The organism is Kordiimonas lipolytica, assembly GCF_042651265.1.
Lineage (GTDB): Bacteria > Pseudomonadota > Alphaproteobacteria > Sphingomonadales > Kordiimonadaceae > Kordiimonas > Kordiimonas lipolytica.
The window spans coordinates 171,754-187,933 of record NZ_JBHSCR010000005.1 but is presented as its reverse complement, the minus strand read 5'-3'; the positions used below and the strand labels follow the sequence as shown (position 1 = coordinate 187,933).

The 16,180-nt window shown below is 56.5% G+C and carries 14 protein-coding genes; 13 read left to right on the top strand and 1 reads right to left on the bottom strand.

Annotated elements, in window-relative coordinates; all coding sequences use genetic code 11:
• The first annotated feature begins 4 nt into the window (after nt 1-4).
• The 11 genes from pyrC to ACFO5Q_RS08555 all read left to right on the top strand — a co-directional run bounded on the left by pyrC (nt 5) and on the right by ACFO5Q_RS08555 (nt 12,264).
• A complete protein-coding gene (pyrC, locus tag ACFO5Q_RS08605; RefSeq protein ID WP_068152111.1) occupies nt 5-1,087 on the top strand; it encodes a dihydroorotase in 1,083 nt (360 codons plus the stop codon).
• A gap of 28 nt (nt 1,088-1,115) precedes the next feature.
• Nucleotides 1,116-1,751, top strand: a complete 636-nt coding sequence (locus ACFO5Q_RS08600) for a LysE/ArgO family amino acid transporter (RefSeq protein ID WP_068152117.1) — start codon at nt 1,116-1,118, stop codon at nt 1,749-1,751.
• Between the two features lie 213 nt (nt 1,752-1,964).
• Nucleotides 1,965-2,522: a peptidoglycan-associated lipoprotein Pal gene (gene pal / locus ACFO5Q_RS08595; RefSeq protein ID WP_068152118.1), complete on the top strand. Its 558-nt coding sequence runs from the start codon at nt 1,965-1,967 to the stop codon at nt 2,520-2,522.
• 180 nt (nt 2,523-2,702) lie between these two features.
• Entirely contained in the window at nt 2,703-3,566 is an 864-nt protein-coding gene (locus ACFO5Q_RS08590) for a tetratricopeptide repeat protein (protein WP_068152119.1), read from the top strand.
• A gap of 23 nt (nt 3,567-3,589) precedes the next feature.
• Complete coding sequence (gene tilS, locus ACFO5Q_RS08585) at nt 3,590-4,867, top strand: tRNA lysidine(34) synthetase TilS (RefSeq protein WP_068152120.1); 1,278 nt, start codon at nt 3,590-3,592, stop codon at nt 4,865-4,867.
• A gap of 148 nt (nt 4,868-5,015) precedes the next feature.
• Nucleotides 5,016-6,920 carry an ATP-dependent zinc metalloprotease FtsH gene (ftsH, locus tag ACFO5Q_RS08580; RefSeq protein ID WP_197421290.1) on the top strand — a complete coding sequence of 635 codons (1,905 nt, stop codon included), beginning with the start codon at nt 5,016-5,018 and terminating at the stop codon, nt 6,918-6,920.
• 6 nt (nt 6,921-6,926) lie between these two features.
• On the top strand, nt 6,927-8,054 hold the full coding sequence (folP, locus tag ACFO5Q_RS08575; RefSeq protein ID WP_231727339.1) for a dihydropteroate synthase: 1,128 nt from the start codon (nt 6,927-6,929) through the stop codon (nt 8,052-8,054).
• Nucleotides 8,055-8,155: 101 nt separating this feature from the next.
• On the top strand, nt 8,156-9,499 hold the full coding sequence (gene glmM, locus ACFO5Q_RS08570; RefSeq protein WP_068152123.1) for a phosphoglucosamine mutase: 1,344 nt from the start codon (nt 8,156-8,158) through the stop codon (nt 9,497-9,499).
• A 17-nt stretch (nt 9,500-9,516) separates the two neighbouring features.
• Nucleotides 9,517-10,332, top strand: coding sequence for a bifunctional hydroxymethylpyrimidine kinase/phosphomethylpyrimidine kinase (gene thiD / locus ACFO5Q_RS08565; protein WP_068152565.1), 816 nt, complete (start codon nt 9,517-9,519; stop codon nt 10,330-10,332).
• Nucleotides 10,332-11,099, top strand: coding sequence for an alpha/beta fold hydrolase (locus tag ACFO5Q_RS08560; RefSeq protein WP_068152125.1), 768 nt, complete (start codon nt 10,332-10,334; stop codon nt 11,097-11,099). The genes thiD and ACFO5Q_RS08560 overlap by 1 nt, the downstream gene beginning before the upstream one ends.
• Nucleotides 11,100-11,112: 13 nt before the next feature.
• Nucleotides 11,113-12,264, top strand: a complete 1,152-nt coding sequence (locus ACFO5Q_RS08555; RefSeq protein WP_197421292.1) for a serine hydrolase domain-containing protein — start codon at nt 11,113-11,115, stop codon at nt 12,262-12,264.
• On the opposite strand, the gene ACFO5Q_RS08550 is transcribed toward ACFO5Q_RS08555, so the two are convergent.
• Nucleotides 12,261-12,740 carry an EF-hand domain-containing protein gene (locus ACFO5Q_RS08550; RefSeq protein WP_231727340.1) on the bottom strand — a complete coding sequence of 160 codons (480 nt, stop codon included), beginning with the start codon at nt 12,738-12,740 and terminating at the stop codon, nt 12,261-12,263. The genes ACFO5Q_RS08555 and ACFO5Q_RS08550 overlap by 4 nt on opposite strands.
• A gap of 371 nt (nt 12,741-13,111) precedes the next feature.
• Between ACFO5Q_RS08550 and ACFO5Q_RS08545 the strand changes: the two genes are divergently transcribed.
• Nucleotides 13,112-14,269, top strand: a complete 1,158-nt coding sequence (locus tag ACFO5Q_RS08545) for a phosphoserine transaminase (protein WP_068152128.1) — start codon at nt 13,112-13,114, stop codon at nt 14,267-14,269.
• Between the two features lie 84 nt (nt 14,270-14,353).
• On the top strand, nt 14,354-15,931 hold the full coding sequence (gene serA, locus ACFO5Q_RS08540; protein WP_068152130.1) for a phosphoglycerate dehydrogenase: 1,578 nt from the start codon (nt 14,354-14,356) through the stop codon (nt 15,929-15,931).
• Nucleotides 15,932-16,180 lie beyond the last annotated feature (249 nt).

The following is a 16,180-nucleotide window of genomic DNA, read 5'->3' as shown; positions in this document are numbered from 1 at the left end:
TCCAATGACAGCGCCCGCCTCCAAAACGTCTCAAAATGCTATCGATCGCCTGGTTATTCGCCAGCCAGATGACTGGCATGTCCATCTGCGGGACGGTTCGATGCTGGAAACCGTGGCGTCCTATACGGCGCGCCAGTTCGCCCGGGCGATCATCATGCCAAACCTGACGCCGCCTGTCACGACCGTCGCTGCAGCGGAAGCTTACCGCGCCCGTATCCTGGCAGCCGTGCCGGAGGGTACCGAATTCACGCCGCTGATGACCTGTTACCTGACAGACAGCATCGATCCCGCCGAAGTATCCAAAGGGTTTACCGCAGGCGTATTCACGGCCTGCAAGCTGTATCCTGCGAATGCGACAACCAACTCAAGCTTTGGCGTCAGCGATGTGAAGAACATCTATCCGGTGCTGGAAGAGATGCAACGTATCGGCATGCCGCTTCTGGTGCACGGGGAAGTAACAGACAGCCATGTCGATATCTTTGACCGCGAGGCTGTGTTTATCGATCGGGTGATGAAGCACGTCGTTGCCGACTTTCCGGGCCTGAAAGTGGTGTTTGAACACATCACAACGGCCGAAGCGGCCGCGTTCGTGATGGAAAGCGCGGACAATATCGGCGCAACCATTACGCCGCAGCACCTTGCCTACAACAGGAATGCCATGTTGGTGGGCGGCATCAAGCCGCACTTCTATTGCTTGCCGGTTATCAAGCGGGAAGAACACCGTCTGGCACTTAGGAAAGCTGCCACATCCGGTTCGCCCAAGTTCTTCCTGGGAACCGATAGCGCGCCGCATACCAAGGACGCCAAGGAAAATGCCTGCGGCTGCGCAGGCGTGTTCAACGCACCTTTCGCCATGGAAAGCTATGCCAACACATTCGAAGAAGAAGGCGCGCTGGATAAGCTTGAAGCCTTTGCCTCAGAGAATGGGCCGAAGTTTTATGGCCTGCCGTTCAATGAGCGCCGTATTGTCTTGGAGCGGGCACCAGTGGCCGTACCGGACCATGTCGAAGGAAACGGTAATCGCCTTGTGCCTTTCCTGGCTGGCGAAACACTCAGCTGGCGGTTCGCTGGCATTGTGGACGCCTAATCAGGCAGGGCCGGGGGGACGAGTAGGGGTGATCAGCGGGCTTGCATATGTACTTTGGGGCATGGCTTTCGGCTTTGCCCTCTCTGCACCGATTGGTCCCGTGAATATCATTTGTCTTCGACGCAGTCTTTTCGGGCGCGCGCGTGACGGATTCGCGATCGGATCGGGTGCAGCGCTCGGCGATGCCTTCTATGCTGGGCTCGCCGCGCTTGGGCTCAATGCCTTTCTTGCGCTGATTGACAGCTATGACACGGCGCTGCGCCTTGTTGGGGCGCTGATTATGCTTGTGTTTGCTGTACGAATCTGGCGTGCCCATCCCCACCTGGACCGGGAGCCCATGGAAGGCGGTGTGAAACGGGGCATGATTGGCGCGCTTGTGCTGACGCTTACCAATCCCGGCGTGTTCTTTGGCTTTCTTGGCATGTATGCCCTTGCAGGAATTGGTGATCTGGGCGCGGCTTCCGGTCATGCAACAAGTGATGCTGTCATGCTGATCCTTGGTGTGTTCATGGGCAGTTGCTGTTGGTGGGCGCTTCTTGTCGGAATTGGCCGATACCTGCGGGACAAGGTCAATGACAACCTGCTCACCATAATCAACCATGTTTCTGCTGCCATCATTGGGCTTTTTGCCTTGGGAACGCTATTCAGCCTCCTCCCGATGTGATCAATGATGACGTTTTTGTGAAAATTCAGCGGAAATTTCATGCCGAAACAAGTATTTGAGTAACTTTGATTGCTTGATTGCGACAGATTCGCGTTCTATAGTTGCCACGAACTTGAGGTGTTGCTCACCAGCTTTCTGATTTAGGGGGAGGCGGGGGAGCGATAGTACACGTATAAAACGCGGGAAATCCCCGCTCCGTTGGAGGGAGCAATAATGACGTCCGAGCGCCTGGGCAAGAATATCGCCATCATTTCCGCGGCTGCACTGATTCTGGCAGCCTGTTCATCCACACCTGAGCCTGAGACGGATACATCCTCTACGGATATGTCGACCGAGCAGTCGCAAACTGATACCGGTGCTCCAACGCAGCCTGATATGGGTGAAGTAAAGCAGGACACGTTGGATCCGATTGAGGTTCCTGGCCAAGAAGGGCTGACCGCTTATGCAGGTGATCGTGTTTTCTTCGAGTATGATAGCTCTGAAATTACAGCTGAAGCACGTGCGACACTTTCGAAGCAAGCTTCCTGGCTGATCCGTCATCCACGTGTTCGTGTGTCGGTCGAAGGTCACTGTGACGAGCGCGGTACCCGCGAATATAACCTCGCGCTGGGCGAGCGTCGCGCGACCGCCGTTAAGAATTATCTGATCGCCCTTGGCGTTCCAGCTTCCCGCATGAATACCATCAGTTACGGCAAGGAACGCCCTGCTGTTGTTGGTAATGGTGAAAGCACCTGGAGCCAGAACCGTCGCGGTGTGCTCCGCGTCCAGTAAGCCATAGGCGCACTAAGGACAAGTGGCCCCGTGCCCGGATTTCCGGTGCGGGGCCGTTTTTTATCAGGTGCCCATTGTTCATGGTTGCGCGGCAGCCATTATCGGGCCGCAATTAATTCGTAAGTCTGTTTCCCGGGGCAATGAGTGGTCGTTGGCCCGGAAGTAAAGGAGAACCAGGACATGATCTGGCGTGCTGTTGCCATCTGTATTCTCATTTTGTCAGCAACCATTCAGGTGCAGGCGCAAAGCCGGGCAGAACTGGCGCTGAAGGTAGAGCGGCTGGAGCGCGAAATGATCGCGCTTGAAAACCGATTGCGTGGCGGTGCTGTGGCCCGCCCGGCAGCAGGGGCACAGGGCAGTTTGGATGACAGGGCGCTTCTTGCTGATCTCGCAGCCAAGATCGGTACGGTGGAACGCCAGATGCGAACCATGACGGGCCGCATGGAAGAAATTGAACACCAGCAGCGGAAGCTTGATGAAGCGATGGGTCTGTTGCGCAAGGAGCTTCAGCTCCAGCAGCAGGAGGCGGCAGACTACCGCGCAAACCAGGAAGTGGCCCGGCAAGATTCGGCGTCATCCCAGCCTGTCGATACCGCGCCTGCGGCCACCCCCGCGGTCGAAGTGCCGACGGAACCAGAGATCGCGTTGCCGGAGGGTGAGCCATCGGGCCAGTATCAGTATGCTTTCGGGTTTATCCAGAAAAACGACCTTGATAGTGGTTTTACAGCCATGGACATGTTCCTCAAGGCCCACCCTGACGACGCACTGGCAGGCAACGCCAAATTCTGGCTGGGGCGTATTCACCTCCTGAAGGGCCGTTTGCCTCAGGCCGCGCAGCAGCTGTTGGCGCTGATTGAGGAGCACCCCAATCACGCAAAGCGGGCGGATGCTCTGCTGGATCTTTCAGACGTATTGATCGGCCTTGGCAGTAAGCCCGATGCCTGCAACGCACTGGCCGAATTCCGCCGCAGCGCTGACGATGCTTCAGACCGGCTCAAGGCCCGAGCAGAGCGGACAGCCAAAGAGGCTGGCTGCACCAATTAATTTAGCAAACCGGGGCTGGCTTTTTGGCAAACGAGCTGACAGCAACAGAAGTGAAAAGGGCGCTAGACGCCTGCGGGGTGCCGGAGGGCGCCCCTCTTGCTATTGCGGCTTCTGGCGGGCCGGATAGTCTCTGCCTTGTTCTGCTGGCGTCTGAAATTGCCAATGTGGTTTGCTTGACTGTTGATCATGGCCTCAGGCCTGAAGCGTCTGCTGAAGCGGGAGCGCTGGGCGCCCTGATGGCTGACCAGGGTATCGACTTTCACAAACTGACCTGGCAGGGAGAAAAGCCCAGCTCGAACGTGCAATCGGAAGCGCGGATCGCCCGCTACCGCTTGATGAACGACTGGTGCAGGGCCAATGGTATCGAATATTTGCTGACCGCCCACCATCAGGACGATCAGGCGGAAACCCTGCTGTTGCGGCTGGCGCGCGGTAGCGGGGTATACGGCCTTGCTGCGATGGCGCCAACGTCCCGGGTTCCGGGTTCAGGTGGGCAGGTGACGCTGGTGAGGCCGCTTCTGGACGTGCCCAAAGCCCGGCTTGTGGCGACACTTCGGGCGCGAGAGCTAAACTGGTTGGAGGACCCAAGCAACAAGGCTGAACAGTTTGACCGCGTAAAGGTGCGGGCTTTCCTTGAAAATCCGCCGCTTGAAGGTTTGCGTGCAGACCGTCTGGCAGCAACTGCTGCGCGGCTTCGGCGTACCCGCGATGCCCTTGAATATTATGAAAACCAATGGCTGGCTGAGAACGTAGAAACCAGAGATGACGGGACCCTGGTGTTTGACCCGGCCAATTTCGATTCGGTGCCGCAGGAGATCGCCTTGCGGGCGACAGCCAGCATGTGCCGGTGGGCAAGTGGCGAACGCTATGTACCCCGAATGGAGAAGCTGGAGCGCGCGGTTTTAGCCATGCGCGAAAGCGGGTTCTCCGGGCTAACGCTTTATGGGGTCCAGTTTATTCCTGTGCCGGAGGGACGGGTGCTGGTGACACGGGAACTACGCGCAGCACAAGGGCGGATGCCTTTGGTGAACCACACCGTTTGGGATAACCGTTTTGAGATTTCAGCCAAGGGTGATATTGCAGGGCTGGAAATTGGCCCGCTGGGGCAAGAAGGGTGGAATAGTGCGCTGAAGGTTTGGCCGGAAATCCGGCAATCAAGCCTGCCGCATGCGGCCAAAGTCGTATTGCCGACCATCTTTGATGGTCAGCAGATTGTGGCAATTCCGCATCTGGAAGTCGCTCAAGGTCGTGGAAATGATGTAAGCTTGTCGCTTAAATCCCACGATTGGCCGAAAAAGTAGCTTTATTGGCCATTCTCCTCTTGCATGGGGGCGGGTCACGCTTATCTCTTGGATAAGCATTTTTAAAGGAAGAATGCAGGATAAATGCATCTGACGCAGTCGCCGCAAATGGGGCGACACATGAAAGGCAGTTATAGTGAATGGTTTTATGAGAAACGCACTGGTCTGGGGACTGATCATCCTGTTGCTGGTGACGCTTTACAATCTGTTCCAAAGTGGTGCGCCGAAGCCACGGGAAATTCCCTACAGCCAATTTGTTCAGGAAATGGAACAAGGCAGTATCGAGCGTATTGAAAAGCAGGAACAGGATATCACGGGGACTTACAAGGGCTCTGGTGAGACCTTCACTGTAATCGCGCCATTCATGATTGGTGACAGCTTGTCCCAGCTGGCTGTCGAAAACGGCGTGACCTACCGAGAAATCAAGCGTGAAGAAAACGGCCTGATGCAGGCGATGATCGGCTGGTTGCCCTTCATTCTGTTGATCGGGGTCTGGATTTTTTTCATGCGCCAGATGCAGGGCCGGTCCGGCGGCGGCGGGGCCATGGGCTTCGGCAAGAGCCGCGCGCGCCTTCTGACTGAAAAACAGGGCCGCGTGACGTTTGAAGACGTCGCTGGCATCGAAGAAGCCAAAGAAGAGCTGGAAGAAATCGTGGACTTCCTTAAGGACCCGCAGAAATTCCAGCGTCTGGGCGGCAAAATCCCCAAGGGTGCGCTTCTTGTTGGCCCTCCGGGTACTGGTAAAACACTTCTGGCGCGCGCCATTGCGGGCGAAGCCAATGTGCCTTTCTTCACCATTTCCGGTTCCGATTTCGTGGAGATGTTTGTGGGCGTTGGCGCAAGCCGCGTACGTGATATGTTCGAACAGGCCAAGAAAAACGCGCCTTGTATCATCTTTATCGATGAGATCGACGCAGTTGGCCGTCATCGGGGTGCAGGCCTTGGCGGCGGTAACGACGAACGTGAGCAGACGCTGAACCAGCTTCTGGTTGAGATGGACGGCTTCGAGGCCAACGAAGGTATTATCATTCTGGCGGCAACGAACCGCCCAGACGTCCTTGACCCAGCGCTTCTGCGTCCGGGCCGTTTTGACCGTCAGGTGGTTGTGCCGAACCCGGATATCGATGGCCGCGAGAAAATCCTGGGCGTTCACATCAAGAAAGTGCCGTTGGCGCCGGATGTGGATATCAATGTGATCGCACGTGGTACGCCGGGCTTCTCCGGTGCTGACCTGATGAACCTTGTGAACGAAGCAGCGCTTCTTGCGGCGCGGCGCGGCAAGAAGATTGTTGCGATGGCCGAATTTGAGGACGCCAAGGACAAGGTGATGATGGGGACCGAGCGTCGGTCAATGGTCATGACCGAGGACGAGAAGAAGCTGACTGCATTCCACGAGGGCGGGCATGCTCTGGTCACACTTCACTGCAAGGCGTCTGACCCGATCCATAAGGCTACTATTATCCCGCGTGGCCGTGCGCTGGGCATGGTGATGCGCCTGCCTGAACGGGACGAATATTCCCAAAGTCGTGAAAAAATGCATGACAACCTGGCGATTGCCATGGGAGGGCGTGTGGCCGAGGAACTTGTTTTTGGCCACGATAAGGTAACGAGTGGGGCTTCAAGTGACATCCAGTATGCAACCAAACTGGCTCGCGCGATGGTTACCCAGTGGGGTATGTCCGACAAGCTTGGCCCGCTTCAGTATGCTGCGAACGAACAGGAAGTCTTCCTGGGGCACTCTGTGGCACAGCAGCAAAATGTATCCGAGGCAACCGCAAAGCTGATTGATGAAGAAATCAAACGCTTTGTTGAGGAAGCGAATAACCGGGCGAAGCAGATTCTGACGGACCACCGTGATCATCTGGATATCATTGCCAATGCACTTCTTGAATATGAGACGCTTTCCGGCGACGAGATCAAGAAGCTGATCAATGGCGAGAAAATCCGGACCGAGCCGAAGAAACCAAGCGGCAAGTCAGACGTGCCGCCTGCTGCACCAACGGCTGTGCCAAGCGCCGGTATCGACCATGGCGAACCACAGCCTGAAGGCTAACGGCCGGTGACGGTAGATGATCTGGAAAAATTGACCGACGGGGCGAGAGCATATCTCGTGCCCGTCGGTGCCGTTTGGGGGACACTTCAAGGCTTTGCTTCCGGTATTCCGGGGCTTGCGTTTTCCGCGTTCCGTTTGATTGTTCGCGAAGGTGCAGATGTACAGCTGGATCATTCCGTTTCGGCAGACAGTCTGACAGCAGCCCTGGCGCCGCTGCCATTGACCGTGCGCGTACAGGCGGAGGCTCAGCTTGACCGACTTGCGGCCCCACGCCCGCCGATGGCGCTGCCTGGCAGGGATGCGCCGCTTGGCTTCAGTCGCCCTTTGGTGATGGGCGTATTGAATGTCACGCCGGACAGTTTCTCTGATGGCGGCAAATTCCTGGATACGGATGCGGCAATCAGGCGCGGACGCCAGATGCGGGCCGAAGGTGTGGACATCATCGACATCGGCGGTGAAAGCACGCGCCCCGGTGCAACGCCCGTATGGGAGGGCGAGGAAGCAGAGCGTGTTGTGCCGGTAATCGAAGCGCTCGCCGCCGACGGCATTCCGCTTTCCGTCGACACCCGACATTCAACGGTGATGACAAAAGCGGTGGAAGCGGGCGCCCATATTATCAATGACGTATCTGCCCTTACATATGACCGGGACAGCATGAAGGCGGCCGTCGCGACAGACGCGCCGATCATCCTGATGCACTCTCAGGGCACGCCCAAGACCATGCAGGACGCGCCGGACTATGACGATGTACTTCTGGATGTGTACGATTACCTGGAAACCCGTATTGAGGCTTGCGTCGCCGCCGGTATTGACCGCAACCGCTTGATTGTTGACCCAGGTATCGGGTTCGGTAAGCGCGTTGTGCAAGATAATCTGGCGCTGATGAATGGTTTGGCATTCTTCCATAACCTTGGTTGCCCGGTCCTGCTTGGGGCGTCAAGAAAGCGCTTCATTGGTGCTATCACAGGCGAAGAGGAAGCGGACAAGCGTATGCCTGGTTCCCTTACTGCTGCGCTTAAAGGGGTGGAGCAAGGCATGCAGATCGTCCGTGTCCATGATGTGGCGGAAACCGTCCAGGCTGTCAGGCTAGCGCAGGCCATGCATGACGCCGCCATGATGGGGACGGGGGCTTAAGGTTGGTTGAACATGCCTTCCATGTGGACGCTTGAGGCCGAACTGGTTACAATTGCCCCCAATTTTAGATTTCCATTCATTTGACGATCAGGGACTTGGGTATGAGCCGGAAATATTTTGGCACGGATGGCATGCGGGGTGAGGTCAATCAGGGCTTCATGACCCCAGATGTCGCGATGAAGGTGGGCCTGGCTGCCGGCCGGGTTTTCCGCCGTGGCGACCATGTCCACCGGGTGGTGATCGGTAAGGATACCCGCCGTTCCGGCTATATGTATGAGCCGGCTATGGTGGCGGGCTTTATTGCTGCAGGGATGGATGTGATTACCGTAGGGCCGATGCCTACACCGGCCATTGCAATGCTGGTAAAATCGTTCCGTGCTGACTTGGGGGTGATGATATCCGCAAGCCACAACCCGCATCATGACAATGGTCTCAAGTTTTTCGGCCCCGATGGCTATAAGCTTTCGGACGAAACCGAACTGGCCATTGAGGCAAAGATCGACAACGGTTTTCATGAAGCTCTTGTTCCGTCTGAAAAGCTCGGCAAGGCGTTACACTTTGAAGATGCGCGCGGGCGATATGTGGAATCGGCGAAGGCCACCGTCCCGCATGGTGTGACCTTCGATGGCCTGAAGGTGGTTGTCGATTGTGCGCACGGCGCAGCCTACAAGGTGGCGCCTATGGTTTTGTGGGAGCTGGGCGCGGATGTTGTATCCATCGGTGTCGCGCCGAATGGTTTCAACATTAACAAGGATTGTGGGTCCACCCACCCGGAGGCCATGTGCAAACGTGTGGTGACTGAGGGCGCTGACCTTGGTATCGCACTTGATGGTGATGCCGACCGCCTTATCCTTTGTGATGAAAACGGCACCATCGTTGACGGTGATCAGATTATGGCTCTTATCACCCGCAATTGGCACAAGCGCGGTGTACTGAAGGGCGGGGGGCTTGTTAGCACCGTAATGTCCAACCTTGGTCTGGAGCGCCTTCTTGAGGCTGACGGCCTCAAGCTGGAACGAACCAAAGTAGGCGACCGCTATGTAGTGGAACGCATGCGAAAGAACGGCTTCAATGTGGGCGGTGAGCAGTCTGGCCACATCGTGTTGAGCGATTTCGCAACCACGGGCGATGGCTTGATCGCCGCCCTTCAAGTGATGACGGAAATCAAGCAGTCAGGTCAGAAAGCGTCTGAAGTCTGCCGCCAGTTCGAGCCGGTGCCACAATTATTGAAGAATGTACGCTTCAAGGGTGGTGATCCGCTGGCAACAGACGGGGTCAAAGCCTCGATTGCTTCGGCGGAACAGGAACTGAACGGCTCAGGTCGTCTTGTCATTCGCAAGTCGGGCACCGAACCTGTGATCCGGGTCATGGCGGAAGGCGATGATGAGGCCATGGTGAACCGGGTCGTGGACCAGATTTGTGCCGAGATTGAAGCAAGCGCATAATGGGAAGGCCAGAAAGCATGGAACAGAAACCGAAGCAGATGGGAAGAGTGTTGATCGTCGCAGGCTCTGACAGTTCTGGCGGCGCGGGCCTGCAGGCCGACATCAAGACAGTTACCATGCTGGGCCAATATGCGGCCACGGCGGTTACAGCGGTCACAACCCAGAACACCAAGGGCGTGACAGGTGTAGAGGCTATGGCGCCCGGGATTGTCGCATCTCAAATGCGGGCGGTTCTTTCCGACATTGGTGCTGATGTGATCAAAACCGGCATGCTGCATGATGAAGCTGTGATCGAAACCGTTTTGGCCGTTATCGACGATGTGGCTTTCGATGGAGATCTGGTGGTCGACCCTGTGATGGTGGCGACTTCCGGCAGCATGCTGTTGCAGAAAAATGCGGTTACAGCCCTTAAGACACTGATCAGCCATGCCAGCCTCGTGACGCCGAATGCCAATGAAGCCGAAGTGCTGACCGGCCGCCTGATCAATAGCGTGGATGACATGATAGCAGCCGCGAACGATATTCTGGAAACCGGCGCGGAAGCTGTGTTGATCAAAGGCGGGCATCTGGAAGGCCCGACCTCCACTGATGTTCTCGTTAGTGCCAAAGGCGAATGCCGGATCACAAGCGACCGCATTGATACCAAGAGTACGCACGGCACAGGCTGCACGCTTGCGAGTGCCATGGCAGCCTTGCTCTCGGCGGGCCTGTCATTGGAAGCTGCGTTTGAAAAAGCTCACACTTTTGTCCATCTTGCCATCAAGGCAGCTCCTGGGTTTGGCGCTGGCCATGGCCCGCTTGGCCACGCCCGCGTACACCTGGATATCGACTAATGGATCTGTTTTACCGGACTCGCGGTGACGGCCCGCCGCTTGTGATGCTGCACGGCCTTTTCGGATCGGCAGACAATTTGGGCGGGCTGGCGCGTGCGATGGAAAATGACTTCCGCATGGTGATGGTGGATCACCGTAACCATGGCCGCAGCCCCCATGCCCCGACAAACAGCTATGGTGAAATGGCTGAAGACATCTTCGATGTGATGGACCGCGAGGGAATCGACAAGGCCCATGTATTCGGCCATTCGATGGGCGGCAAAGTTGCGATGCAGATGGCGCTTCTGGCGCCAGAGCGCATTGACCGCATGGTCGTGGGGGACATCTCCCCGGTGGCATACAGCCGTCACCACGATGCTATTCTCAAGGGCATGGCGAAAGTTGCTAAAGCTGCACCGCAGGACAGGGCTGGCGCAGAGACCATTCTGGCGCCATATGTCCGGGAAGCAGATGTCCTCAGTTTTCTTCTGACAAATTGGCGAAGGGCGAGTGACGGAATTTGGCGCTGGCGCCTGAATTTTGACGCGATCCGGGATGATTATGACTCCATAGTTGCGGGCGTCGATGGTGACCCGGTTGATACGCCGGTGTTGTTTCTGCGCGGCGGGGAATCGGATTATGTTACTGCAGAGCACAGGGATACTATTTTGCGCCTGTTTCCGAAGGCCACTGTGCGCACCGTGGAGGGCACGGGCCACTGGTTGCATGCGGAAAAGCCGGAACTGGCGGCGCGGGTGATCACGCGCTTTTTGCAGGATGAACTTTAAACAGGGACTTGGTGTGAAACGTCTGAAGGCAGTAAAGCTCAGTGGTATTTTGGGGGTAACACTCTTTGGGGGTATGGCGGGAGCGCAAGCGGCCGGGCTGATACCTGATTTTGAGAAAGAGTTCCTGCGCGAGGTGGAAACCAACAAAGTGCCGGGTGCAGCTTACGCCATTATCAAGGGCGGTCGCGTTGTCGCGGTGAAGGTATACGGCACCCGCGCCGTTGACGCCGACCTGCCGGTGACCAGCCAGACGGTTTTTCGGCTTGCGTCCGTTTCAAAGACGTTTGCCGCGGACCTGGCGGCCATTCTGGCGCGTGAAGGCACGTTGGACCTTGAAGCGCCGGTGACGAAATTCGTACCCGAGCTCAAGTTCAAGACAAACGGATTCGCGGGCAAAGTGAAGCTGAAGCATCTGCTGAGCCACAGCGCGGGCATCACGCCAAACGCATACGACAATATGCTTGAGGACGGATGGACTCTTGAGAAGATCGTGCCGCGGTTCGACCGGATTGAGCCCATGTGCCAGCCAGGTGAATGCTATGGCTACCAGAACATTCTTTTCAGCCTGATTGAGCCAGCGATCGAAAATACGACAGGAAAAAGCTATCCATCACTTGTGGAAAGTCGGCTGCTTAAGCCTCTTGGAATGAACCATGCCTCCCTGGGACTGGAAGCCTATCTTTCAACGGCCAACCGGGCGGAACCGCATATTTTTACTCGCCGCGACGGCTGGATCAGGGTGATGGTGGACCGTAATTATTACCGTGTCATGCCCGCCGCCGGTGTCAATGCCAGCATTGAAGACCTTGCCAAATGGGTAGTGGCTCAGATGGGCTATAATGACGCCGTGTTGCCGTCTCCCGTCCTGAAGATGGTGACGGAGAAACGCGTGGATACATCGCGCGAACTCAGGCGCCGGGGGTGGCGCGGCAAGCTGACGGACGCCCACTATGGCTTCGGTTGGCGCATCTATGCGGTCGACGGCCAGGACGTGGTACTGCACTCAGGCGGCGTGCGCGGCTTCAGAAGCTTCGTGTCCTATTCCAAGGACCTGGACATAGGCTTTGCGATTGTCATGAACGCCCAGACACGGTCGATCGACCGCCTGTCGTCCCATTTCTGGGTCACAGCATTTGATGAAGTCGAAACCACGGCAAGCCGCTAATCGCCCGTTACCATCGGGCTGCCGCCTCGGGGTGCGCGGCCACCCCGGCCGCTTTTGCTACCCGGGCCGTGGTCTTTGCCTCCGCTCATTTGTGTGTGGCGAACCATGGCCATGGCTTCATGGGGGCTGATGGTGCAATTGCCGTCACCATCCGCGTTCAGAAATTGGCTGTGCGGTACGGCCTCCATTTCCTCCAGTTCCACTGCACCGGTTCCGTTGGTGTCGACGCGTAGGAAATCAAAGAACATGAAGCTTTTGTCTTCAAACTTGGCGTGGCGATATTCGCCCGAGACCAACTTGCCATCCTTGTTTTGATCCAGCATTCGGAACAGACGGCTGCGCTGGACATTGATATCATCGCAGGTGGCTTCACCGTCGCCGTTATAGTCCCAGCGCTCAACATACAGGCGGTAAACCTGTTCCACACGTTCAGCATGTGCTTCAGGGTTCATGTCCATCTGTGGAGGACCATCCAAATGATTTCTTCCGCCGCGTTCTGGCCCGCCCGTACATGCAGTTAGGCTGAAGGCAGCACCGAAGAGGATGTAATGAAAGACTCGCACGCGCATATTTTCCTCCGCATTGTCGTGACCGGGCAGGGCCGGTGTTTTGTATAGATACGCGAACGGAGCGCTAACCCTTCGGAATCCTGATGATTTTTCGCGCGTGAAATATCGTTACAAAAACTTCTGCATGTCGACACAAATCTTTCGTTGACTTCGGCGCCCATATCGCTAGTTTCCGGCCTTGGTAGTTCCCCCAACTGGGAACCGGTCGTCTGTAAGGTCGGCATAACCTTTGGGACACGCCTCCCCAACGAGGCGCAACTATCTGGAAGGATAGCGATATGACAAAGCCTATCACGGCACCCGCACGGCCCGAGTTCAGCTCTGGCCCATGTGCAAAGCGTCCAGGTTGGAGCGTGGACGCGCTTAATGACGCCCTTACGGGGCGGTCTCACCGGTCTAAGCCTGGCAAGGCTAAGCTGAAATACGCCATCGATAAAACTCGTGAAGTTCTAGGTGTGCCTGCGGACTACCGCATTGGTATTGTGCCCGGTTCCGACACCGGCGCCGTTGAAATGGCGCTCTGGTCGCTTCTGGGTGCGCGCGGCGTTGATATGCTTGCCTGGGAAAGCTTTGGCTCTGGCTGGGTAACAGATGTTGCCAAACAGCTGAAACTTGAAAAAGTACGCCTGTTTGATGCGGATTACGGCAACTTGCCGGATCTGGACGCGGTCGATTTCGACAATGATGTCGTGTTTACCTGGAACGGTACCACCAGTGGTGTGAAAGTGCCGAACGGTGACTGGATCGACGCTGACCGCAAAGGCCTGACCATCTGCGACGCCACTTCGGCCGCTTTCGCGATGGACCTGCCGTTTGAAAAACTCGATGTTGTGACCTACAGCTGGCAGAAGGTGCTGGGCGGCGAAGCTGCGCACGGTGTGATCATCCTCAGCCCCCGCGCCGTTGAGCGTCTTGAAAGCTACACGCCATCCTGGCCGCTACCGAAGATATTCCGCCTCACGAAAGGTGGCAAGCTTATCGAGGGCATCTTTGTGGGCGAAACCATCAATACCCCGTCCATGATTTGCGTTGAAGACTATATCGACGCGCTTGAGTGGGCTGCAGACCTTGGTGGCCTCAAGGGTCTGATCGCCAAGTCTGAAGCCAACCTGAAGGTTCTTGAAGACTGGGTCGCAAAAACCGACTGGGTTGATTTCCTGGCGGCAGACAAGGCCACACGGTCCAACACCAGCGTGTGCCTGAAGGTTGTGGACCCTTGGTTCGCCTCCCTTGACGCAGAAGCACAGGCGGCTGTGCCGAAGAAGCTGGCCTCCATCCTGGATGCTGAAGGCGTGGCCTATGATATCGGTGCCTACCGCGATGCCCCTCCGGGTCTTCGCATCTGGACCGGTGCGACTGTGGAAGCCGCAGACCTTGCTGCACTGACGCCGTGGCTTGATTGGGCCTATGCTGAAGCTAAAGCGGCGCATTCCTAAAACAGATTGTATCGGCAGGGGCCCGGCCATCGCTGTGTGGCCCCGCCATTTCAAAAAAACAGATTTGATAGAGAAGGAACGATCATGCCTAAGGTGCTGATTTCCGATAAAATGAGCCCACTTGCCGAGAAGACGTTCAAAGATCGCGGTGTGGAAGTTGACTATAAGCCCGGCCTGGACAAGGACGAGCTTCTGAAAATTATTGGCGACTATGATGGCCTGGCTATCCGGTCTTCCACAAAAGTAACGCCGAAGGTTCTCGAGGCTGCCAAGAACCTGAAGGTTGTTGGTCGCGCAGGTATCGGCGTGGATAACGTGGATGTGCCAGCCGCTACCAACGCTGGTGTGGTGGTTATGAATACGCCTTTCGGTAACTCCATCACCACAGCTGAGCATGCCATCGCCATGATGATGGCGCTTGTGCGCCAGATCCCGCAGGCCAATGCGTCCACGCATGCTGGCAAATGGGAAAAGTCCAAATTCATGGGCATGGAAATCACCGGCAAAACACTGGGCCTGATCGGTTGCGGCAACATCGGTTCCGTGGTGGCAGAGCGTGCGCTGGGCCTCAAGATGAAAGTCGTTGCCTATGATCCTTTCCTTGCGCCCGAGCGCGCGGCGGACCTTGGCATCACCAAGGTTGAGCTCGATGACGTGTTCGCCAAGGCTGACGTGATCACGCTTCACACGCCACTCACCGACCAGACGCGCGGCGTTGTGGGCGTTGAGGCCTTCAAGAAAATGAAAGACGGCGTACGGATCGTGAACTGTGCCCGTGGCGGCCTGATCGATGAAGCAGCGCTTCTTGACGCGCTCAACAGCGGTAAGGTTGCTGGCGCAGCCCTGGACGTGTTCGAGGTTGAGCCTGCGACCGATAACCCGCTCTTTGGTCATGACAATGTTATCTGTACGCCGCACCTTGGCGCATCCACCACAGAAGCACAGGTGAATGTGGCGCTGCAGGTTGCTGAACAAATGGCCGATTACCTGCTCACGGGTGGTGTTACGAACGCGCTCAACATGCCGTCGCTGTCTGCTGAGGAAGCGCCAAAGCTGAAGCCTTACATGACGCTTGCCGAGCAAATCGGTGGATTTGCCGGCCAGCTGACGGAGCATGGCCTGAAGCGTATCATGGTTGAATATGAAGGTGCTGTGGCTGAACTGAATACCAAGCCGCTGACGGCCGTTGTGCTTGAAGGCCTGTTGTCGCCGCTGATGTCCAGCGTCAACATGGTGAACGCGCCGGTTATTGCGAAAGAGCGTAATATCCAGGTAACGGAAGTGAAGCACGACCGTGAGGGCGACTATCATACGCTGATCAAGCTGACAGTTGAAACCGAAAAGCAGACCCGCACTGTAACCGGGACGTTGTTCGCCAACCAGGCGCCACGGATCGTGGAAATCAACGGCGTGCGCCTTGAGGCTGAAGTTGAGCCGAATATGCTCTATGTCATCAACGATGACAAACCTGGTTTCATCGGTGCACTTGGTTCGCTTCTGGGTTACAACGGCGTGAACATCGCGACCTTCGCGCTCGGCCGTAAGATCGAGGGCGAAGAGGCAGTATGCCTTGTGGCGGTTGACCAGCCGGTTCAGGATATTGTTCTTGACCAGGTGGCGGCTCTCGCGCATGTACGGCAGGCAAAACGTCTGACGTTTTAATGCTTGAATAAAAGTCCCTCGCTTCCGCTCGGTGTACTTTTATTCAGATTTGAAATGCGAAAACAAAGCTTGAGGCTGCTCTTCTTTTTGTTTTCAAGATTTTATCTGGTGAAATCCACCTATGGGTGGATTTCATTGGCAAAAAAGCAAAACTGGATTGCAGAACCGCTTCAAGATCCAGTTTTTTAATGTCCCTTTTGGCAAAAGTACACTGAGGCGAAGCCGAAGGACTTTTGCCAAGTTGAATGA